Below are 22,748 nucleotides of genomic sequence, written 5' to 3'. Positions count from 1 at the left end.
GAGCATCACCTCAAGGTGAGCGCGGCCGGGCTCGACGACGGCGATTTCGTCATGGCGGCGGGCTATCCCGGCTCGACCAATCGCTACACCCGCCTGGGCGAGGTCAGGAACACCTTCGAGTGGAGCTACCCGACCTTCGTCACGCTGATCAACGACTGGATCGACACGATCGAGGCGACCGCGCCCGAAGGCTCGGATGCGCGTGTGAAATACGAATCGCGCCTCGCCGGGCTCAACAATTTCGAGAAGAACCTGCGGGGCCAGATCGATGGCGCGCGCCGTGTCGGCCTGGTCGATCGTCGCCGTGACCGCGAAGCCGCGCTCAACGCCTGGATCGCCGCCGATGCTTCGCGCCAGCCCTATGCCACGGCGATCGCCGCGCTCGATGCGCTGTCGGAGGAAAGCGCCACTGCCGCACGGACCAATTTCTGGTATAACAACGCCACCCGCCCGCAATTGCTGAGCGCGGCGCAGCGGCTCTACCGTCTTGCCAAGGAAAAGGAGAAGCCCAACGCCCAGCGCGAAAGCGGGTATCAGGAACGCGACATGGCGTTTTTCCGTCAGGGCCTGCAGGCGCTCGACCGCCGCTATGACGCATCGGTCGACAAGGCCGAGTGGCTGCTGTTCCTGAACGGCTATCTCGCACAGCCCGAGGCGGAGCGCGTTGCGGTGTTCGACGAGGCGCTGGGCCTCACCGGCGTGGACGATGCCAAGCAGCTCGATGCCATCGTCGATGCTTATTATACCGGCACCACGCTCGACGAGAGCGAAACGCGGCTGGCGCTGATGGACGCGAGCGCTGCCGAACTCGAGGCGAGCGAGGATCCGTTCATGCAGCTCGCCATCGCGCTCCATGATTACGAGCGCAAGCTGGAGAAGGAGAGCGAGGAACGCGAAGGCCGCGCGCTGGCGCTGCGCCCCGCATATATGGACGCGATCACCCGGTGGCAGCGCGAGCAGGGCCTGGCGACCTATCCCGACGCCAACAGCACGCTGCGCGTGACCTATGGCACCGTGCTCGGTGGCTCGCCAAAGGACGGCATGGCCTACCTGCCGTTCACCACGCTTGAGGGCATCCTCGAGAAGGATACGGGTGAAGACCCGTTCAATGCGCCCGAGGCACAACTGAAGGAAATCCGCGAGAAGGATTACGGCGGCTACGCGCTCGACAGCATCGGATCGGTGCCGGTCAACTTCCTGTCGGATCTCGACAGCACCGGCGGCAACAGCGGCTCGGCCACATTGAACGGTCGCGCCGAACTGGTCGGCCTGCTGTTCGATGGAACCTTCGAAAGCGTCAATTCGGACTGGGATTTCGATCCGCGCACAACGCGCACGATCCATGTCGACACCCGCTACATGCTGTGGGTGATGGACAAGGTCGACGGCGCGCATAGCCTGATCGAAGAAATGGACGTGGTGCGTTAAGCCCTGCTCTGCACGAATGACGAGGGGCCGCCGGAGCGATCCGGCGGCCCTTTTCGTTCGGCATCGGCTCGGGCCGGTTCCGCGTCAGAGATAGGGCCGGACCAGCGCGCGCACGTCGACGCGGGCTTTCAACCGCGCGGCAAGCAAAGCGGTGCCGCTGATCTTGCGCTGGACGAACAGGGTATCGATCGGCGGGATATGCCAGGTGGTCCGGTCGGCGGCCATTTCCAGGCCCTGTTGGCGCAGAATCTCGACGAAGCCGCGATCGCCGAAATCGAACGGGCCGGGGCGGTTCATCTCGGTCACGACGATATCGATCATCCTCTCGACCAGTGCGCGATGCCGCTCGACCGCCGCAGCGCCGAGGAAACCCGATTCCACCGCCGCCTCGCGCACCGCGTCGTGATCCTCGGCAAGCCCGGTCGCCAGCAGGCTGCGATAGCCTTCGGCCGTGGCCGGATCGACATCGCGCGTGGCGCCGAAATCGAGCAACACCAGCCTGCGCTCCTCGGGCTGGAAGCGGTAATTGGCGAAGTTGGGATCGGTCTGCATCACGCCGAATTCGAACATTTCCCGCAACACCAGCACCATCAGGTCGCGCATGGCCGTATCGCGCTGGTCCTGCGGTGCGTCGGCAAGTGCCTCTATCGGGCGGCCCTCGACGAAATCCATCGCCAGCACGCGCGCTGTGGTCAGGTCGGCATGCGGGCGCGGCACCAGGTAATCGGCTTCGCCCTCAAGCAGGTCGGCATAGCGCGTCATCTGCGCCGCCTCGCGCTCGTAATCGGCCTCTTCGTGCAATTGCCGCTTGGCTTCCTCGAGCAGCGGCGCGAGGTCGAGCTCGCGCGGCAGCGCGCCCGACACGCGCAGCAGCGTGGCGACATTGTCGACATCGGAATCGATGCTTTCGCGCACGCCCGGATATTGCACCTTGATCGCCAGTTCGCGCCCGTCGGGCAGGGTGGCGCGGTGGACCTGCCCGATCGATGCGGCAGCGATTGGCGTGGCGTTGAAGCGCTGGAAGCGCGTCCGCCAGTCGGGGCCCCATTCGGCGTCGAGCACCTTGCGCAATTGCTGCGGCGGCATGCGATGCGCCTGCGAGCGCAGTTGCGCGAGGATGGCCGAGAGCTCGGGCGGCAGCAGTTCGCCCGCATCCATCGAGATCATCTGGCCTATCTTCATTGCCGCGCCGCGCAGGTGCGAGAGGCGCTCGGTCACGCGGCCCACGTTTCCGGGTGTCAGCAGCAGGTCGCGCATTCGCGGCCTTTCGCCGCGAGCCAGCCGCCGTGCGCCCTCGCCGAGGATACCTCCGGCGACGCCGCCTGCCAGCCGCCCGAACGCACCCAGCCGTGCCGTACGCGTGCTGGGCACCGGGCGGTGACGGGCTTTGGGGGGATCGGTTTCGTCCATGGAGCTACCTGGACAAACCCGGAACAGCGTCTCGGTTCCGTCCGGAGCGCCATTCCGGCCACCATGGTGAATGGCGTGCCGCCGTATGGGGCGGATAAACGAAGGGCGCCGGAGCCGTAGAAGCTCCGACGCCCTTCGCGAAATCGGGTTGGCCGATCAGCCCTGGCGCTCGCCGGTCAGCGGCATGTCGCCGAAAGCGCCGGCGTTGACGGTGCCGGTCATCTGGTCGCCATTGACGGTGGCGGTGCAGTTGAGCGTCATCGGCATGGGCACGGTCATGTCCATCTTCCACTTGAGCGTGTCGCCGCCTTCGATGGTGCCGTCGGTGATGTCCATCGAGCCCATGCCGCCGGCCATCGAGCCGGTGAAGCTGTTGCCATCGTCGCTCGGCACGACGGTCAGCGTGCCCTTCTGGTCGCCCATCGGGCTCTTGACGACGGTGTCATAAGTACCTGCTACGGACATGGGAATTCCTCTCTTCGCTTGAGGGTTTGAGTTGGTGTTTCAATCGGCGTTACTGACACCGGTGTCAACATCGAGGTAGGTAGTCGGCAAGTCGAGCCGTTCGAGTTGTGCGTCGATTTCCCTGCGGTCGCCCACCACGACGATCGTGAGGTTCTCGGGACCGAGATAATCGCGCGCCGCGGCATCGATCGCGGCCGCATCGATCGCGCGATAGGTTTCGGGCAGGGTGACGTAGTAATCGTCGGGCCGGCCGAGATCGTCGTTCTCGGCAATCGCGCCCAGCACCTGGCGATTGGTTTCGAACCGGTTGGGCAGGCCGCGAATATTGCCGTCGGTGACGCGGTTGAACTCGGTTGCGTCGACGCTGCGAGAGCCTTCGGCGAACTCGCGGGCGGTCTGAAGGATCAACTCGACCGAATCCGCCGTGCGGTCGGACTGGACGGCGGTGCTGACGGTGAACAGGCGCGGGCCGTCGGGGGAATCGATCCCGCTGCGCGCGCCGTAGCTCCAGCCCTTTTCCTCGCGGATGATCATGTTCAGGCGGCTGAGGAAGCCGTTGCCGAGCACCTCGTTGGCAAGGTCGAGCGCTTCGAGACCCGGAGTCGGTCCCGTCAGCGGAAGAATGCGCCCGGCGTAGATCACCGATTGCGGCGAATTGGGGCGATCGATCACGACCAGCCGCGTCTCGGCGGGTGGTGTGGCCGTGTCGAGCGTCTTGGCGGGTGCGGGCTCGCCGGTGCCCTGCCAGTCGCCGAAGCTGGCTTCGAGCAGCGGCTTGAGCTTGTCCATGGTGACATCGCCGACCACGTAGATCGCGGCATTTTCGGGCCTGATCCAGCGATCGTGTTCGCGCGCGAGCGTGTCGGGACCGATCGCCTCGACCACCGGCACCGTGCCCAGCCCACCGACCGAGCCGTAAGGATGGTTCTCGCCGAAGACGAGCGGGCGCAGCGTCCGGCTGGCAAGCCCGCCGGGCGAGGAAAGCTGTTGTGCGATCGCCGCAAGCCGCTGGTCGCGCACGCGCTGGACTTCGTTGTCGGCAAAGGCCGGATTGCGCACGATATCGGCCATCAGCGCCAGCGAAGGCGCAAGGTTGGCGGTGAGCGCGTTCATCGTGACCGAGCTGGTGTCGAGTGAGCTGCCGGTCGAAATCGATGCTCCGAGGCGTTCCTGTTCTTCGGCGATTGCGACCGCGCTGCGCGTCTCGGTGCCTTCTTCGAGCAGGTCCATCATCAGCGACTGGGTACCGGCCCGCGCCGCGCCATCTGCGGCATAGCCGGCGTCGAACTGCATGCTGATGACCGCCTTGGGCACCGCCGTACGCCGGGCGAGCACGACTTCGATGCCATTGCCCAGCTCGGCGCGCTCGACTTCGGGGAAGGTCAGCGGGCCGACCGGCTCGGGCGTGGGCAGTTCGCGCGGCGGGCCGGTGCGGGTGATTTCGATCGGTTCCTTGGCATCGGGCTCGGGGGCGGGCGTGGTCGCCTCGTCGCCCCAGCCGCCCATGGTCGCGCCGCTCTCCGTGCGCTCGCCGGGCACGATAGCCAGGCGATAGACCGGACGCGTCATCCAGCGCTGCATGGCTTCGGTCACGCGTGCTGGCGTGGTGGCGGCGATGGTCGCGAGCTGGGTTTTGTAGACTGCCGGATCGCCCGTGTAGAGCAGCCCCTCGGCGAGCGTCGAACCCTTGCCGCCGAAACCGCCTACGCGCTCGAGCGCATCGATCTCGCTCGAGACCAGGCTGGTCGCGGCGCGTGCCAGCTCGTCGGCATCGGGGCCGTTGGCGATCATCTCGGCGATCACTTCGTCGAGCCGCGCTTCGGCAACCGCCTGGTCGACACCGGGCTTCACATCCATCTGCGCGGCGAGGATCGCGACCTGTTCGGACTGGTAGCTGTAGGCGGCAACGCCGGTTGCCAGCTGTTCGTCGCGGACGAGGACATTGTCGAGCCGCGAACTGGCAAGCCCGCCGAGCACGCTCATGCCCAGCCGCAGCGGCTCGGCGTCCGGATGCGTTAGCGCCGGGCCGGTCCACACGCGATAGATCCGCGCCTGCGGCACCTGATCGACCATAACGCGCGACTTCTCGGCAGCGAGCGTGGTCGGCTCGGCCTCGACCTCGGGTACCTCGGGGCCGGAGGGTATCGCGCCGAACCAGCGCTCGACCATGGGACGGGCGGTTTCGGCGTCGATATCACCGGTCAGCGACAGGATGACGTTGTTGGGCGCGTAATTGTCGATGAACCAGTTGCGCACGTCGGTCAGGCTGGCGGCATCGAGATCGGCCATCGAACCGATGGTCGAATGGCGATAGGGGTGGCCGACGGGGAAAAGCCCCTCGAGAATGGCGTAGAAGGTCAGGCCATAGGGCTGGTTGTCGCCCTGGCGCTTTTCATTCTGCACCACGCCGCGCTGCTTATCGAGCTTCTCCTGGCTGATCGCGCCGAGCAGATAGCCCATGCGGTCGCTTTCCATCATCAGCGCGAGATCGAGCGCGCCGGTGGGAACGGTCTGGACGTAATTGGTGCGGTCGAAGCTGGTCGAACCATTCGTGGTCGTCGAACCGGCCGCCTCCAGCGGGATATCGAAGTTTTCGACGTTCTCGCTGCCGCCGAACATCAGGTGTTCGAACAGGTGCGCGAAACCCGTACGTCCGCGCGGTTCGTGCTTGGAGCCGACGCGGTAATAGGTGGTCACCCCGACGATGGGCGCCTTGCGGTCGGTATGGACAAGGACTGTAAGCCCATTGTCGAGCGTGAACTGCTCGTAGGGAATATCGACCTTCTCGACCAATTCGGCGAGCGGCGCGGGTTCGGCCACCTCCTGCGCGGCAAGGATTGCAGGGTTTGCGGAGGCGAATCCCGCCAGGGCAACCGCGGCAATGCCGCTCATCAAAATGCGACGCATCGAAAACTCCGTGTTAGCGCGCGGGCCGGTTGGTGACCGTATAGCGGCGCTGGGCATTGGCAAGCACGTCCTCGCGCCAGAAATGCACCGGCTTCAAGCGGTGCTGGACGAACAGCGCAGCCTGATCGGCGTAATGCGGGGAATCGGGCCGCGTGGTGGCCGATCCGAAGGGCTGGATCGAGCGCGAGGACACCCGCTCGCCCGGCATCCATTCGACCCACTGGATGAAGCTGTCGCCATGCTTGAGCGACAGGCGGCCGTCCTCGTCGACGTTCCACAGGGTCGAAGCGCGCAGCGTGTCCGAACCGCCGTCCAGCGGGAGATCGATGTCGCCCTGGCGCAGGCGTAGCAGCTCGCTCATCGGCGGATCGATCCGTCCGAAATGCGTAGTCAGATGCTCGACGGCGCTTTCCAGCTCGTCCAGCACGTCGGGACAGGCCTTGTTCTGGTAGCGGCAGGACATGAATTCGCGGATGGTCAGCAGGGCGAGGCTGTCCGCAGGGCCGACGCTGTCGGCAGTGAAATCCCAGCCGAGCAGCAGATCACGGGCAGGCGCGAGGTCGGGCCTGTCCGAAAGATCGAGACCGGCGAACTCGTTCCACAGGTCGGCAATATATCCTGCCCGCGTGTAGGTCGTGTCATATTTGATCTTCTTGAGCGCCGCGCGATCGAGCTCACCCGCCTCGCTCAGGAGCTTCCATGCCATGCGCGAACGGTTGGTCTGCTTGAGCTCCACACCCAGCTCGGGCGCGAAATCCTCGGGCGCCAGATCGCTGCCATCACCGGCAGCGGTGAACGGCGTGTTGTTGGCATTGTAGAGCCAGCCGCTGGCCGGATTCACATAGCGCGGCAGTTCCTCGTATTCGACCGGGCCGTCCCACAGCAGCGACGGATCCGACCCGTCGAGCACACCGCGCCAGTTCGGTCCTTCCGGCCGGTCGGGGATCGCGGCATTGTAGACATAGGCGATATTCCCTTCGGCATCCGCATAGATGAAATTGGTCGAGGGAATGTCCATCCGTGCCAGGATCGCCTCCCACTCGGCGAGATCGGTCGCCTTGTTGAGCCGGTAATAGGCATCGAGCTGGCCGAGATTGTCGATCCCCCCATAGCGGAAGGCGAAGGCGCCCTTGCCGTTCTTGATGACCGGCCCGTGCACGCTGCGGTGGATGTCGCGGCGGATCGGCAGGACCACCGGACCGATACGGACGGGCAGGGTGACCGTGCGGGTTTCGAGATCGCGCCATTCGCCGTCGAAGCGGTAGCGCTGGCCGCTCTCGTCGAGTTCGAGCCGGTAGATATCGACCATGTCGGGCGTGTTGACGGTGTTGGTCCAGCCGAGCGTCCGGTTGTGGCCGAGGAAGGGGAAGGGCGACCCGGGGAAATTGGCGCCGGTGAAGTGCCAGCCCTCTTCGCTCTCCACACTGAATTCGTACCAGGCGACGCCCCCGCGTAGCGGCTGATGGCTGTTGGAGATCAGCGTGGTCGGCCCGCCTGAGCGTTCGGGAGTCACGGCGAAGGCGTTGGAGCCGTTGTGCGCACTATCGGGGCCGAAGGGGGATAGGGAAAGGCTGTCTTCCTTGTCCTCGCCGACTGGGCGCAAGGCAGTGTCCGCCGTGCCTTCGCGCGGGTAGCCGGGAATGTCCCGACCGAACTCGCGCCGCAGCTCGGCACCGCTCACCAATGGCTCGATGACGCCGTTGAGCCCGAAGAAGAACGGTTGCCGCAGCGCGAAACCGGCGGCGACATCCTCGCCGTCGACCGGGAACAAATTGGCGAGCTTGAGCTCGCCCGGATGCCGCGCCGCATAATCGTTTAGCCCGGTCGCATAGGCTTCGAACAGCGCGCGCGTGTCGTCGGGCAGGTCGGGATAGTGGCGTTCCGCAGTGCCGCGCGCATCGAGCAGGTGATAGACGTAGTCGATCGCCGCACCGTCCTGCCCGGCAATCGCGCCGTAGCGCCCGCGCGCCATGGCGATGACGTCCTGCAGCGTGCTGAAATCGTCTTCGGCATGCGCGATGGCGACACCGTAAGCGACATCGCGGTCGCGCTCGCCATAGATGTGGGGCACGCCGAACTCGTCGCGAATGATCTCGGCGGTGTAGCTGTCGCTCGATTGCACGACGTCATCGCGCTTGGCGAAAAAGGGCTCCCAAGTGGCCAGCCCGACGAATATCACCAATACGATTACGAGCAGCGCAAAACCGATGCGCCCCAGCCATTTTGTCATTAAAATCCGTCCTCTCTTGCAACCGGCCTAGCGAGGCTGGCGGCGCGACGCAACGCGATTGGGCAAAACCATGCCCGCGCATGTTCCCCCGTGCGGATTCGGCTCGCTAACTGCCGGTCAGTGACAGCGCAGATCACCATCGGCCACGAATCCTCCGGCAAGCCGGTCGAGTTCGACATCGAGGAACTCCTCGCCACCCGTCTGCTCGTCCAGGGCAATTCGGGGAGCGGCAAATCGCACCTGATCCGCCGCTTGCTCGAAGAGAGCGCCGGCATGGTCCAGCAGGTCGTGATCGACCCGGAAGGCGATTTCCCCTCGCTGGCCGAGGAATTCGGCCATGTAGTAATCGACGGAGCGGCCTATTCACCGGGCGAGATCGAGGCGCTTGCCCGTCGCATCCGCGAACATCGCGCTTCGGTCGTGCTCGATCTCGACGGGCTCGAGGTCGAACAGCAGATCCGCTGCGCCGCGCAATTTCTCACCGCGCTGTTCGATGCTCCGCGCGAGCACTGGTATCCCGCGCTGGTAGTGGTCGACGAGGCGCAGATGTTCGCGCCCGCCGCCGCCGGCGAGATGGCCGAGGACACCCGGCGCATGACCCTGTCGGCGATGACCAACCTGATGTGCCGCGGGCGCAAGCGCGGGCTGGCGGGGATCGTCGCCACCCAGCGGCTGGCGAAACTCGCCAAGAACGTGGCGGCCGAGGCCTCCAACTTCCTCATGGGGCGGACTTTCCTCGATATCGACATGGTCCGCGCCGCCGACCTGCTCGGGATGGAGCGGCGGCAGGCGGAGCGTATTCGCGAGCTCGAACGCGGGCATTTCCTCGCGCTCGGTCCGGCGATCACGCGCGTGCCGATGGCGGTCAAGATCGGCTCGGTGAAGACCGGTCACACGGGTCGGAGCGAGGGGCTGATAGCGCTGCCCGATACCGCGCCCGAGGACATGGCCGCGCTGCTCACTACCGATCTCGCCAGCGAGGTCGCCAAGGCACCGCCGCCGCCAGCACCTCCGCCCGCGCCACGGGTAGAGGAAGTGGCCGACAGCATTGCCGGGGCCGAGGAACGGCAGGTGAGCCCGCCCGCAGAGCCGGTCGACACCTCCGCCGTCGCCACGCGGATCGGGGAAATCATCGGCGAATTGGCGAGCGAAGAGGGCATCGCCTTCCAGTCGGCCAGCGCGCAATACCAGACCTTCCTCACCCGCTGCCGGCGCGAACGACTGATCGGGCCGATGCCCGACATGCGCGGCTTTCGCCGTCGTTTCGCGATCGCGGGTGCGGGGCTGGCCGAACTCGACGACGCGCTGCAGGCGCGGATTATGGAATTGGCCAATGCGGTCGACGAAGACCTGCTCGGTCCCTTTCTCGTTATCGCCAAGGCTGCCCATGCAGGTGAAACGCAGGTCGACGAGGCCGAACTGGCGCGGGCCTACGGCACCAGTTCGCCCGGGCGCATCCGCCGCCTACTCGACCATCTCGAGCGGCAGGGCCTCGTTGTCGTGCGCGAGGATTTCGGCGGCGACCGCACGGTGATGGTGCCGGGGCTCGAAGGCGTGCAGGCTGGATAATCCGCTCGTCGATACCAGTGCGTCGGTTGCCGAGGTCGAACTTCCCCGCGGCGGCGCTTTAGGTCAGAGCGATCCTCGCACATTTTCTGCCAACCGTATTGTTCGGGGGACTGCCCATGAGACGAGAAACCTTCACCGCCCTGGCCCTGGCTCTCGCCGCCGCTGTTTCCAGTCCTGCGATGCTTGCGGCGCAGGACGTTCCCGGGTCGGGCGTCGTCCCGTCAGCCATCGGGAACAGTGCCGAACGCCCGATTGCGTTTGCCCGCACGGTTCCGGCCGACGCCGCGCTGGCAGTGGTGATGACCGATACCGGCCTTCCCGATGGCCTGGAGAGGCTACCCGCCGATGCGGCCGCGAGGATTGCCGCATCCGAATTCGAAGGAAAGGCGGGCGAACTGCTCGACCTGCCCTCCGCAGCCGGGTCGCCGCGCATCGTGCTGTTTGGGGCTGCGGACGAGGATGGTGAGCCGATCGATTGGCGTGTCGTCGGTGGTCGGATCGTGCAGGAGCTGGCCGAAGAGGATGCGCCGATCGCGGTTGTGGGTCTGCCGGGCGGCGAGGCCATGGCGATGGCCGGACTCGGCGCCACCCTCGGGCAGTATCGCTTCGATCGCTACAAGAGCGACCGGACGGCTAGGCCTTCGCAGGCCATCACTTTCGTCGGGCCGCAGGCTCCCGAAGCGGACGCCTCGTGGACCGGTCGCCAGTCCGCCCTGGCGGAAGGCGTGCGATTTGCCCGTGACGTGATCAACGAACCGGCCAGCGTCATCTATCCGGAAAGCTTCGTTGCCCGGGCGCAGGCATTGTTCGACGGCGTGCCGAATGTCTCGATTCGAGTGCTCGATCAAGCGGACATGCGACGGATGAACATGGGGGCTATCGCAGGAGTCGGGCAGGGCAGCCGCCGCCCGCCGCGCCTCATGATGATCACCTATCGTGGCGCTTCCGGCGCTCCGATAGCTCTCGCTGGCAAGGGCATCACCTTCGACACGGGCGGCATTTCGATCAAGCCGAGCAGCGGTATGGGTGCGATGAAACGCGACATGTCGGGCGCGGCGGCCGTGACCGGCGCGATCTACAGCCTCGCCAAGTCGCGTGCGCCTGTCCATGCGGTTGCCGTGGCGGCGCTAGCCGAGAACATGCCGAGCGACAATGCCCAGCGCCCCGGAGACGTGGTTCGGACCATGTCGGGCAAGACCATCGAGATCGTCAGCACCGATGCCGAAGGTCGGCTCGTCCTGTCCGATGCCATCGAATATGTGGTGAGCGAGGCCGATCCCTATGCTTTGGTCAACATCGCAACGCTGACGGGTTCGGTCGGCAGAGCGCTGGGTCCGGAATATGCGGGCGTCTTCGCCCGGGACAAAGCCTTTGCCGAAGCAGCCATAGCCGCGGGCGAGCGGGTCGATGAACCCCTGTGGCAGCTGCCGCTGCACGAAAGCTATCGCAAGGCCGTTCGCGGATCGGACATTGCCGATGTGGTCAATGGCGGCGTGACGCCGGGGGCCAGTTCCGGGGCGCATTTCATCGAATACTTCGTGCCCGAAGACCTGCCCTGGATTCACATCGACATGGCTTCGGTCGACGAGGCTTCGACCAGCTCGCCATTGGTGCCCGCCGGGTCGAGCGGATACGGCGTGATGCTGCTCGACGAACTGGCGCGCAGCTGGCGTCCCCTATAAACGGCGCAAAACTCGGCAATCGCGACAGGCGTGGTGCATGACCCTTGCGGTCCGTGCCGCGCGACCTACCTATGTTGGTAATACACCCGCCGGAGTTTCTGCGGGGAGGACTTGTGTTGCATAATGGCCACACTATATCCGTGCGGCAATTCTTGACTGGGGTGTTTGCATGAATCTCGAAAAGTTCACCGATCGCGCCAAGGGTTTCCTGCAGGCGGCGCAGACCGTTGCCATCCGCATGAATCACCAGAGGATTTCGCCGGCGCATCTGCTGAAGGCGTTGCTCGACGACGAGGAGGGCATGGCCGCACAGCTGATCCAGCGCGCGGGCGGCAATCCTGGCGTGGCGATCACGGAGGTCGACAATGCGCTGGCCAAGGTGCCGGTCGTTTCTGGCGGCGGCGCGCAGCAGACGCCCGGCCTCGACAATGACGCCGTACGCGCGCTCGACCAGGCGGAGCAGCTGGCCGAAAAGGCCGGCGACAGCTTCGTTCCTGTTCAGCGCCTGCTGCAGGCGCTCGCATTGGCCGATAACGATGCAGGCAAGGCTCTGAAGGCTGCGGGCATCGATGCGAAATCGCTCGAGGCCGCGATCCAGGAAGTGACGGGCGGTCGCACGGCCGATAGCGCCGGCGCGGAAGAAAGCTACGATGCGATGAAGAAGTATGCGCGCGACCTCACGCAGGCGGCGCGCGACGGCAAGCTCGATCCCGTGATCGGCCGCGATGAGGAAATCCGCCGCACGGTGCAGATCCTCGCTCGCCGGACAAAGAACAATCCCGCCCTCATCGGCGAACCCGGCACCGGCAAGACCGCGATCGCCGAAGGCCTCGCGCTGCGTATTGCCAATGGCGACGTGCCGGACAGCCTCAAGGGCCGCACGCTGATGGCGCTCGATATGGGCGCGCTGATCGCGGGTGCGAAATATCGCGGCGAATTCGAAGAACGCCTGAAAGCTGTGCTTGACGAGGTGAAGGGCGCCGACGGGCAGATCATCCTCTTCATCGACGAGATGCATACGCTGATCGGTGCGGGGGCGAGCGAGGGCAGCATGGATGCGGGCAATTTACTCAAGCCTGCCCTGTCGCGTGGCGAACTGCACTGCATCGGCGCGACCACGCTCGACGAATACCAGAAGTATGTCGAGAAGGACCCGGCGCTCCAGCGGCGCTTCCAGCCCGTTTACATCGACGAGCCGAGCGTCGAGGATACAGTCAGCATCCTGCGCGGCATCAAGGACAAGTATGAGCTGCATCATGGCGTGCGCATTACCGACGGTGCGATCGTCGCCGCCGCGCAGCTCAGCAACCGCTACATTCAGAACCGCTTCCTGCCCGACAAGGCCATCGACCTGATGGACGAGGCTGCCTCGCGCATTCGCATGGAGGTGGAATCGAAGCCGGAGGAAATCGAAGCGCTCGACCGCCGCATCATCCAGTTGCGGATCGAGGAACAAGCGTTGCAGAAGGAAAGCGACGACGCGTCGAAGGACCGGCTCGAGAACCTGCGCAGGGAATTGTCGGAACTCGAGCAGCAATCTTCGGAGCTTACCACGCGTTGGCAGAACGAGCGCGACAAGATCCATGCCGAGGGGCGGATCAAGGAAGAGCTGGACCAGGCCCGGATCGAACTCGAGCAGGCCCAGCGCGCTGGCGACCTCGCCAAGGCGGGTGAGCTGCAATATGGCAAGATCCCGGAACTCGAAACCAAGCTCGAGGAAGCCAGCGGCCACACCGACAATGCGCTGCTCAAAGAGGAGGTGACCGAGGACGATATCGCCGGGGTCGTCAGTCGCTGGACAGGTATTCCGGTCGACAAGATGATGGAAGGCGAGCGCGAGAAGCTGCTCGAGATGGAGAGCATCCTGTCCAAGCGGGTGATCGGCCAAGCCCAAGCGATCGATGCGGTTTCCAAGGCCGTGCGCCGCGCGCGTGCGGGGCTGCAGGACCCGAACCGTCCGCTTGGGTCCTTCCTGTTCCTCGGCCCTACCGGCGTCGGCAAGACCGAGCTGACCAAGGCGCTGGCGGCGTTCCTGTTCGACGACGACAGCGCAATGGTCCGCATCGACATGAGCGAATTCATGGAAAAGCATGCGGTCGCCCGCCTGATCGGCGCGCCTCCGGGCTATGTCGGTTACGAGGAAGGTGGTGTGCTGACCGAGGCCGTGCGGCGGCGGCCCTATCAGGTCGTGCTGTTCGACGAGGTCGAGAAGGCGCACAGCGATGTGTTCAACGTGCTGTTGCAGGTGCTCGACGACGGCCGTCTGACCGATGGGCAGGGACGGGTGGTGGATTTCAGCAATACGCTGATCATCCTCACTTCGAATCTCGGCAGTCAGTACCTTGCCAATATGGAGGACGGCCAGAAGGTCGAGGATGTCGAGCCGCAGGTAATGGATGTGGTGCGCGGGCATTTCCGCCCCGAATTTCTCAACCGGCTGGACGAGATCATCCTGTTCCATCGCCTGGCGCAGGAGCACATGGCGCCGATCGTCGAAATCCAGGTCGCGCGGGTTCAGAAGCTGCTCAAGGACCGCAAGATCGTGCTCGACCTCACCGAGGGCGCCAAGAAGTGGCTCGGCCGTGTCGGCTACGATCCCGTCTACGGCGCACGGCCGCTCAAACGCGCGGTCCAGCGCTACGTGCAGGACCCGCTTGCCGACATGATCCTGTCAGGCTACGTCCCCGACGGTGCGACTGTGAAGATCGACGAGGGCGACGGGGAATTGGCGATGGTGGTGGGGTGACCCAGATACATGATGCGGCCACAAAAAAGGGCCCCGGAAATTCCGGGGCCCTTTCTTTTTTGCTCTCTTTCGAGATTAGAATCCGAAGGTTGCAGCAACCTTGAAGTAACGACCCAGAATGCCGTCGAAGTAGGTTACGACACCTCCGCCCGCGGGCGATGGGTACGGTGCCTCGCGATCGAAGACGTTTTCGACAATGAGACGCAACGTGAAGTCGTCCTCCGTCTGGAAGCTAATGCCGGCATCCATGAATACGACATCGTCACGTTCGAAGAACTCGAATGCGGTCGGCTCGGCATCGGGGTCGACTACGGCCTTGCCAATGTACTGGAACTGCGTGAACGCACCCCAGTTGCCATTGTCGTAGGTCACGCCGAGCGTGCCCTGATGCTTTGAGAAGCCGATGTCGCCACGAAGCGTGCTGAGGTCGCCCGAACCAACCTGCTGTTCGAGCTTGTCGATATACTGGTACGAACCGCGTAGGCTGATTGAGCTATCTGCGCCCAGGAAGGGGGTCGACTGCGTCCACCGCAAATCGGCGATCAGGCCCTGATAATCGTAGGATGCGACGTTCAGGAAGCCTGTCCGGATGAACTCGACCTGCCCGGCTGCATCTCGATCAATGCGGGCACACGCTGGATCAGGGAAATTGTTCGAATCGTAACACGCCTCGAGCGTTCCCTCCGCATCTACACTCTGGATCGCGCCTTCGAGTGCGATGTCGACATAGTCGAGCGACAGCGTGAGACCTGGAGCGAAAGTCGGCGTGAAGACAGCACCGATGGTCCAGCTGTCGGCCTTTTCGTTCTGAAGGTCGGTGTTGCCCGACAGCGAGCCACGAGTGGTAAAGTCCACGATGTTCGACGTAAAGTTGGCCGGGAGGCCGTCGGCGGCACAGTTGGCCTGCCGCTGGGCGGGGTTCGGGCCACTGTTGATGAAACGCGCATCGCACGGATCGTCGGCTGTCGTGAAGATCGCGCTGTTCGGATTGAACAGTTCGGTGATCGCAGGCGCACGAATCGAGCGGGTAAAGTTACCGCGAAACGCGATGTCTTCCACCGGCTTCCAGCGACCACCAGCAGTCCAGGTGACGTCCCCACCGGTCAGCGAGTTGTCGACGTAACGGATCGCACCCTTGGCTTCGAGCAAATACATGAACGGAACGTTCATGGCTGGTGAGACGATCGGAACCTGAAGTTCGCCGAACACTTCGTCGGTATTGTACGAACCCGAGACTGGATCGATCGGGATCGAGCGACCAAACTGTGAACGCGGGGCGTCGGGGTCGTTCGGATCGGGTTGACCGAAGAAGAACACGCCAGGATCGAAATCGGCGCTTTCCTTGCGGTGCTCGTAGCCGATCGAGAAGCCGATCGGACCGCTCCAGATGTTGAACAAATCACCGCCGATGGTCGCGATGAAGTCATACTGTTCGTTGGTTGCGGTCGGATCGGCGATGGTGGTCACATAATCTGCGACCGCCTGCGTATTCTGATTGCCGAAAGGATTGAATGGTGCACAGGTACCGCTGATCGTCTGGATCGGAGAATCGGCTGCACCCGCCGGGCACCCTGCCAGAGCATTTTCGAAGTTCTGCTGGACCAATTCGCGACTGCTACCGGTCGTTTGCGACCGGCCGTACAGGCCCGACACTTCCCAGTTCAGATTGCGCGAACCAAGGAAAAAGTCGCCGCGCAGACCACCGGCGATGCGATAGACTTCGACTTCCGAAGAACCTTCACCGGAAATAAGGTCGGTATTCGCCCGTCCGAGATAAAAGAAATCCTGCCCAGCGGGAAGCTGCGAGGCGATTGTGGCTCGCGCCGAGTCCGAGAGGAACGGGTTGCTCAGCGGGATGATGAGGTTGCCATCGGGCGTTCCCGCGTCGTCGAACAGCCACGTGTTGTAAACCGGCTGCGAACGCAGTTCGGTCCCCTTCGAATTCGCGTATTGTCCTTCCAGGAAGGCCGTGATGTTGTCGGTCACGTCGTAGGTGGCCGAAATCGCGCCGAGGTAGCGCTCCACCGGTGAAAGCAGGTTCAGCACCGGCGTAAGGCTGAAACCGTTGCCGCCCGACGAGTTGACCACCCCAAAACGTTCGCCGAAGTCCAGCGGGATCAGGTTGCCGTTGGCGTCGAAAACCAGCGTGTTTCCGTCCGCGTCGAAGAAATCGAAGCCAAAACCGGGAATGAGGTCGATTCTCGTCGGTGCGCCGAATTCGCTCAGGATCGGAATGCGGCGGTCGTCGATGATGATGTTGTCGAACGGCGAGTTGGGGTCGTTCGGAGCGACGTAAAACAGGCCCTGTGCCGTGCGTTCGCGATCGGGATAGAGCAGACCTTCCGTCTTGTTGTATTCGATCGCGGCGACCACATTGCCTCTGCCGTCCGCGAAGCTGGTGCCCGCCATCGCGCCGATGCGATATTCCTGCGCATCGCCTTCTTCGGCGATACCCATCTGAGCGTCGAAACGCACACCTTCGAAACGGTCCTTCAGGATGATGTTGACCGTTCCGGCGATGGCATCGGCGCCGTAAATCGGCGCGCCGCCAACCGCGATCGTTTCGATACGGTCGACCATAAGGGTCGGAATCGTGTTGAGGTCGACCTGCGAACCGGCGGCCACGGGGCCGAAGATCGAAGCGGTGTTCGAGCTGACATAGCGCCGGCTGTTGACCAGCGTCAGCGTACGCTGCGAGCCAAGGCCGAAGAAGTTGATGAAGGTCTGGCCCGAGCCGAAGCTGCCGGACTGACCACCCACCGGGTTGCTGGACGGCGGGCCGAAGGCGGGCTGATCCTCGAGCACTTCGCCAATATTGGTAAGGCCACGCTCCTCGATCTGGTCCGATCCGACAACGATCGAAGGCTCAAGCGTGTCGCGATTTGCGCGACGGATACGCGAGCCGGTGACGATGATCGGATTATTCTGGGCTGGAGCTGCCTCGGTCTGTTCATCGGCTATGCTTTCGCCGGTGTCCTGGGCCAGGCTGGGGGTGGAAATGGCAAGGGCAGCGACCCCGGCACTCGTAAAGAGTGCAAGGCGCAGACCTCGGTGAATGTTGCCAGTGTAGGTCATCATGGTTCCCTGATTTGCGACCAATGCAATATTGCACTTTTATTGAGCAACACGCCGCTTGTGACGCAATGGCTTTTCCCTGAGGTATGACAGATTGAAGGCGAACGGGCCCATGTGTTGTTCTTTTGCAACAAAATACGATGTTGGGCCGGTCGCGCCGAGAAACTCGCTCAAGGTCGGCGGCTGTGTTCCCGCCCGCACTGCCCGCTGTGTGGGACCAACGATACATGCCCAAGGGTCGGCGAGTTCGGACATGAATGCTCAAATCTTGCGGCACGAGGAGGGCGCAGCGGGGTCGAGGAATTCCCCAATCCAGCGACGAATTTCGCACCAACTGTTTGGGCCCGGCGCCGCCCAAGGTGGCGATCAGGGCGCCGACGGTCGAAACTGAGCGCCCCACGAAAGCCTGCCACCGGCAGGCGGATGCAGGGCAGCGTATCGGGATCGAAGCATGCTCGGACCGACCTGGCTACTCGGGCGGCGGCGACCTAGAGAAGGGTCTGGCGCACAGGAATCTCGATTCCGATCTGGTTGGCGATGAGGGCCAGCCATTCCTCAACCTGGCCGATCTCGTCCATGGTCGACCTGTCGGCTTCGGTCTGAATTACCGGCCCGCCGAGCTTGGCATGATCGGCAAAAGCATCGTGATCTTCGAGTTCGCCCTGGGTGTGCTGGTCCCATTCGATGCCAGCAAAGCCGAGAGCCGCCTGAATGGTTTCGCCACGGTTCTCGTTGAAGAAATCGCCATCGAGTGTGCGGACCCTTTCCCCAAATTCGCTTGAGGCCAGAATTGTGAATAGGTTCTGGCTCAGGAGCCAGGCAACTCCGCCAGCTTGCAGGTCGGTCATCGAGAACTGCTCTTCCGCGGACATGCCAAGGTTCAGGCCGGCATATCTCTGCAGCTCGAGATAGAGGCGTCGCGCCCAGCGATGGCCCATCAGTCCACGCTTGCGGACGCTCTGAAGGAAGGGAGAAACCGAGTTGCTCATCAAGATCGCACGCGCCTCGGGTAGAGCTTTAAGGAGAGAGCCAATCAAGCGGTTGGCATGGTTGGTCGGCTTGACGAAGACAGCCCCGACACCCTCCCTCTTCCTGCCCAGCAATCTGACCAAAGGCGCAACGAGCGGATCGACCCGCGGTCCGGCGGATGCCAGGGCTGCAATGATCCCAGGCTCGCTCATCCCGATCGATGTGCCGGGAATGTTCAACGCCCGCGCAAGAAGCGTCGAACGACAAAACGCGGTATGGAAAATGAAATGAACGGGTGAGGTATCAACCGCCAGATTGGCAATCTGATCGAAAGGGATCCATTGACGCCCTGTGGGATCGGGTGGCTCGTAATCGAACAGAAATCCAGGAGCGCAGAACGTTTCTCGGGGCACCTTGACGAATTCGACGACCTGTTTCTGCAGATCTAGCCCGTGCGGAATCCACTCCGGATCGGATTGGACGTCGGACATTACCAACACGCATCGATTCGGGGCTTGCCCGACCGGGGCCCCGATGTCCTGGATTTCCACCCCAGCCGCATTATCGAATGCGTCTGGCCTTCACGCCGTGTGCTCCGTCCACGCGCAGCCAGTACGAACTCATCGCCGCCTTCTCCAGCTCGACATCGTCCCCGACTTCCGGTTTGAACCGGCGGGGCGTGTTCGTGGCCTGCCAGACACTGCCTTCGGCTATCTCTATTTCCCAATGGTCACTGCGCAGGCGCCTCAGGCCGGTAATCTTGGACTGCAGGACGGCCAGTTCGTCCTCCTTGTCGGAGGAGAATATGCCTATTCGTGGAAGGCTGAATCCGAAGAGGCCCCGGCGAGTCTTCGCGACATCCTCTTTGGCGAGCACCTGCAGATCCCCGCTGTCCTGACGTGCAATCACATTGTCCACCGCAGCATCGAAGCAGGCCAGGCGGGCTTCATTCTGTTGGATAACGCGACAATCACGCAGCGCCTGAAGCTGGTTTGTGCCGTCCTCGTCGCCTTGCGCAGAGATCGGTCCCGCGAGCAACATGCTCGCGGTCGCCAGACACAGTCTCATTCGAGCCACAGCTCTCGGATTGTCGATCACACAATTTCCTCTCGATCCGGAATCTTTCGGCCATTGGCCGGGATTTCGCCCGCCATGTCAACTGTGCCTCCCTTGCCACACTGACAAAGTTCCAGGCATCGACTGTGTTTCGATCATTGCGGCGGCCACATGCGTTGCAGTAGGCCGCGCCCATTCAGATGAATGTCTGGATAACTTTCTTGCTGGGCGCCTCAAATGGGTGCCCCTCTCAGAGGGGATAGAAATGTCAAACAAGTTTTCCAAAGCTGCCTTGCTGACGGGCACGATCATGGCCGGTGCCGTGATCGCATCGCCAGCATATGCGCAGGTGGATGGGCAGGATGAGCCTGCTCTCCAGGCGGAGCCGCAGGACACGGCCGCAGCGCCGATCGTCGTCACCGGCTCGCGCATCGCGCGCCGCAACGTTGATACGGCCGCACCGGTCGCCATCGTTCAGGACGAAGAATTCGCGCTTTCCGGAACGGTCAACGTAGAAAACGTGATCAACACCCTGCCACAGGTTATTCCGGGAACCACGTCGTTCTCGAACAACCCCGGCAACGGTACGGCAACGCTCAACCTGCGCGGTCTCGGTACGACGCGTACGCTGGTTCTCGTGAACGGCCGCCGCTGGATGTTCTTCGATACAGCGCAGATCGTCGACCTTAACACGATTCCTTCCTTCCTTCTCGACAGCGTCGACGTGGTTACCGGTGGTGCATCGGCCGTTTACGGTTCGGATGCTTTGGCCGGTGTCGTCAACTTCCGCCTGAAGAATGTCGAGGGTCTCGAGCTGGGTGGCCAGTATTCGATTACCGAACGCGGTGACGGCGCCCGTTACCAGGTGCACGGCGCAATCGGTACCTCGTTCGACGATGGTCGCGGCAGTGCCACGGTTTATGCCGAATACTACAATCGCGACGCGATCTTCCAGGGCGACCGCGAGTTCTCGAACTTCTCGATTGGTGCCGAAACCTTTGGCGTTCCGCTCCAGCAGTTCGGTTCTTCGCTTCTCGAAGAAACCCGCCTGACCTATCGCGGCGACGGCACCGATAGCGCCGGCGTCTTCAACGCCAACGGGCTCGGCTTTTTCGCTACCCCGGGCAATCTCGTCCCGTACGACGGGCGTACGTACAACTACGCTCCGGCCAACTATCTGCAGCTTCCGCAGGAACGCTATCTCGTGGGCGGTTATGCCGACTACGAAATCGGTAATGGCCATACTGCGTACACCGAAGTTGCATATGTCAATAACCGCGTCGCACAGGAACTTGCTCCGACTCCGATTCTCGTCAATCTGGGCCTCGACATCGACTATGTTTCGGGCTTCCTCGATCAGGACACGATCGATGCTCTCAACGCGCTGGATGCCAGTGAGTCGGGTGCCGATGCCGGCGATGGCATCGTGGACGTCCAGGTTCGTCGTCGTCTGACCGAAGCAGGTAGCCGTAACTCGCTCGACGAGCGTTCGGCGTTTCGCGTCCTCGGTGGTCTGACCGGCCCGATCAACGACTTCCTGCAGTACGATGCGTACTACTCGTTCGCTCGCACACGCAATTCGAACATCCAGCAGGGTAACGCTTCGCTTTCGCGCTTCTCTGCCGGTCTCGACGGAACGGGTTCGGCGCCGATCAACATCTTCGGTCGCGGACAGCTTACGCCGGCACAGGTCAACAGCTTCCGCATTCAGGCGCAGAATAGCGACATCTCGACCCTTCAGGTCATCACCGGTGCGGTCTCGGGTACCTTCGGCGACTTCGCCATCGGCGAAAACAGCGATCCGGTCGGCTTCGCAGTCGGTGTCGAGCGCCGCAGGGTTTCGGCTCGGTTCATTCCGGACGAATTCCTGGCGTCGGGCGACGTTGCCGGCTTCAATGCCGGTGAACCGACGGACGGTAGCTACTCGGTGAACGAAGTGTTCGGCGAGTTGAACGTCCCGATCGAATTCGGTAGCGCTCGCCTCGAGCTGAATGGTGCAGCCCGTTACTCGGACTACTCGCTCGACACCGTCGGCGGCGCGTTCACCTGGGCAGCCGGCGTCGAATTCGCTCCGATTCCGGACGTCATGTTCCGCGGCCAGTACCAGCGTGCAATCCGTGCGCCCAATGTCGGCGAGCTCTTCGCTGGCTCGGCAATCGGCTTCCCCGGTGCGACCGACCCTTGCGGTACCGCTGATGCGACTTCCGGTGCGCTGCGCCAGCAGTGTATCGCCAACGGCGTGCCCGCAGCCAACCTCGGCAACGCGGCGCTCATCCAGCCCGACAGCCAGACGGCTGCATTCTTCGGTGGCAATCCGAACCTCGCGGAAGAAACCTCGGACAGCTTCACCGTCGGTGTCGTTCTGCAGCCGAGCTTCATCCCGGGCCTGACGATCACGGCTGACTATTTCGACATCGAAATCAAGGATGCGATCACCACGATCACCCTGCAAACGGCCCTCGATCTGTGCTTCGATGGTACGGCCACCGATGTGTCGTCGGTCAATTGCGCACCGTTCGTGGGAACGCGTGATTCGACGGGTTCATTCGACCGCAACAACGCACCGCGTTTGGGTGGCGCGAATATCGCCAACCTGGCGGTTTCCGGTATCGACCTCGAAATCGGCTACACTACCACCTTGCCGTTCTCGCTGATGACCGACTCGGGCGAGCAGGATCTCAACCTGTCGTTCCTCGGCACCTGGACGGAATCGAGCACGTTCGCACCGGATCAGAACGATCCGACGAACGTCATCGAGTGCTCCGGCTTCTTCGCCGGAAACTGTGGTGAACCGACTCCGGAGTTCAAGTGGACCGCGCGTGCATCGTTCGTCGATGGCCCGCTGACCACCTCGATCCGCTGGCGTCACCTCGACTCCGTGGACGATCAAGGCACGGGTGCCGATCCGGACTTCGCAACGTTCAACGGCATCGACACGATCGACTCGTACGATCTGATCGACCTGACGTTCTCGTTCGAAGCCACGGAGAAGCTCACGTTCACCGTCGGTGTGAACAACCTGTTCGACACTTTGCCGGGCACGCCGATCTTCGACGCAAACGGTGTCGTGACGAACCGTCCGAACTCGCTGCTTCTCGGCGACAACCAGGAGCAGGCCAACACCTACCCGAGCACCTACGACGTGCTGGGCCGCGACTTCTTCGCTTCGGTGAACCTGAAGTTCTAGTCGTAGCGACGAGAGTCGAATAAA

12 protein-coding genes are annotated in these 22,748 nt (G+C 63.3%); 5 read left to right on the top strand and 7 right to left on the bottom strand.

Annotated features, from left to right (window positions below; translation table 11 throughout):
* A partial coding sequence (locus tag ASS64_RS06565) for a S46 family peptidase (protein WP_067691678.1) occupies positions 1-1,428 on the top strand: 1,428 nt, incomplete at its 5' end.
* 84 nt (positions 1,429-1,512) lie between these two features.
* On the opposite strand, the gene ASS64_RS06560 is transcribed toward ASS64_RS06565, so the two are convergent.
* The 4 genes from ASS64_RS06560 to ASS64_RS06545 form a co-directional block, all read right to left on the bottom strand.
* Positions 1,513-2,838, bottom strand: coding sequence for an AarF/ABC1/UbiB kinase family protein (locus tag ASS64_RS06560; RefSeq protein WP_067691600.1), 1,326 nt, complete (start codon positions 2,836-2,838; stop codon positions 1,513-1,515).
* A 156-nt stretch (positions 2,839-2,994) separates the two neighbouring features.
* Entirely contained in the window at positions 2,995-3,303 is a 309-nt protein-coding gene (locus tag ASS64_RS06555) for a hypothetical protein (RefSeq protein WP_067691598.1), read from the bottom strand.
* Positions 3,304-3,342: 39 nt separating this feature from the next.
* Positions 3,343-6,210 carry a pitrilysin family protein gene (locus ASS64_RS06550; RefSeq protein WP_067691596.1) on the bottom strand — a complete coding sequence of 956 codons (2,868 nt, stop codon included), beginning with the start codon at positions 6,208-6,210 and terminating at the stop codon, positions 3,343-3,345.
* A 13-nt stretch (positions 6,211-6,223) separates the two neighbouring features.
* Positions 6,224-8,440, bottom strand: coding sequence for a penicillin acylase family protein (locus tag ASS64_RS06545; protein WP_067691593.1), 2,217 nt, complete (start codon positions 8,438-8,440; stop codon positions 6,224-6,226).
* 120 nt (positions 8,441-8,560) lie between these two features.
* Here ASS64_RS06545 and ASS64_RS06540 point away from each other — a divergent pair, with 120 nt between their 5' ends.
* The 3 genes from ASS64_RS06540 (at position 8,561) to clpB (ending at position 14,437) form a co-directional block, all read left to right on the top strand.
* Positions 8,561-10,009: an ATP-binding protein gene (locus ASS64_RS06540; RefSeq protein ID WP_067691591.1), complete on the top strand. Its 1,449-nt coding sequence runs from the start codon at positions 8,561-8,563 to the stop codon at positions 10,007-10,009.
* 116 nt (positions 10,010-10,125) lie between these two features.
* Positions 10,126-11,691, top strand: a complete 1,566-nt coding sequence (locus tag ASS64_RS06535; RefSeq protein WP_067691589.1) for a M17 family metallopeptidase — start codon at positions 10,126-10,128, stop codon at positions 11,689-11,691.
* Positions 11,692-11,860: 169 nt separating this feature from the next.
* Positions 11,861-14,437: an ATP-dependent chaperone ClpB gene (gene clpB / locus ASS64_RS06530; RefSeq protein ID WP_067691586.1), complete on the top strand. Its 2,577-nt coding sequence runs from the start codon at positions 11,861-11,863 to the stop codon at positions 14,435-14,437.
* Between the two features lie 75 nt (positions 14,438-14,512).
* On the opposite strand, the gene ASS64_RS06525 is transcribed toward clpB, so the two are convergent.
* The 3 genes from ASS64_RS06525 to ASS64_RS06515 all read right to left on the bottom strand — a co-directional run bounded on the left by ASS64_RS06525 (position 14,513) and on the right by ASS64_RS06515 (position 19,579).
* Complete coding sequence (locus tag ASS64_RS06525; RefSeq protein WP_157075104.1) at positions 14,513-17,512, bottom strand: TonB-dependent siderophore receptor; 3,000 nt, start codon at positions 17,510-17,512, stop codon at positions 14,513-14,515.
* 488 nt (positions 17,513-18,000) lie between these two features.
* Complete coding sequence (locus tag ASS64_RS06520; RefSeq protein ID WP_067691580.1) at positions 18,001-18,972, bottom strand: hypothetical protein; 972 nt, start codon at positions 18,970-18,972, stop codon at positions 18,001-18,003.
* 70 nt (positions 18,973-19,042) lie between these two features.
* Entirely contained in the window at positions 19,043-19,579 is a 537-nt protein-coding gene (locus tag ASS64_RS06515; protein ID WP_157075101.1) for a hypothetical protein, read from the bottom strand.
* Between ASS64_RS06515 and ASS64_RS06510 the strand changes: the two genes are divergently transcribed.
* Positions 19,569-22,724, top strand: a complete 3,156-nt coding sequence (locus ASS64_RS06510; RefSeq protein ID WP_234002344.1) for a TonB-dependent receptor domain-containing protein — start codon at positions 19,569-19,571, stop codon at positions 22,722-22,724. The genes ASS64_RS06515 and ASS64_RS06510 overlap by 11 nt on opposite strands.
* The last annotated feature ends 24 nt before the right edge of the window (positions 22,725-22,748 follow it).

The sequence above is a fragment of the Erythrobacter sp. AP23 genome, from assembly GCF_001542855.1.
Taxonomy (GTDB): domain Bacteria; phylum Pseudomonadota; class Alphaproteobacteria; order Sphingomonadales; family Sphingomonadaceae; genus Qipengyuania.
The sequence above is the reverse complement of the archived record's forward strand: the minus strand, read 5'-3'. Positions and strand labels throughout refer to the sequence as shown.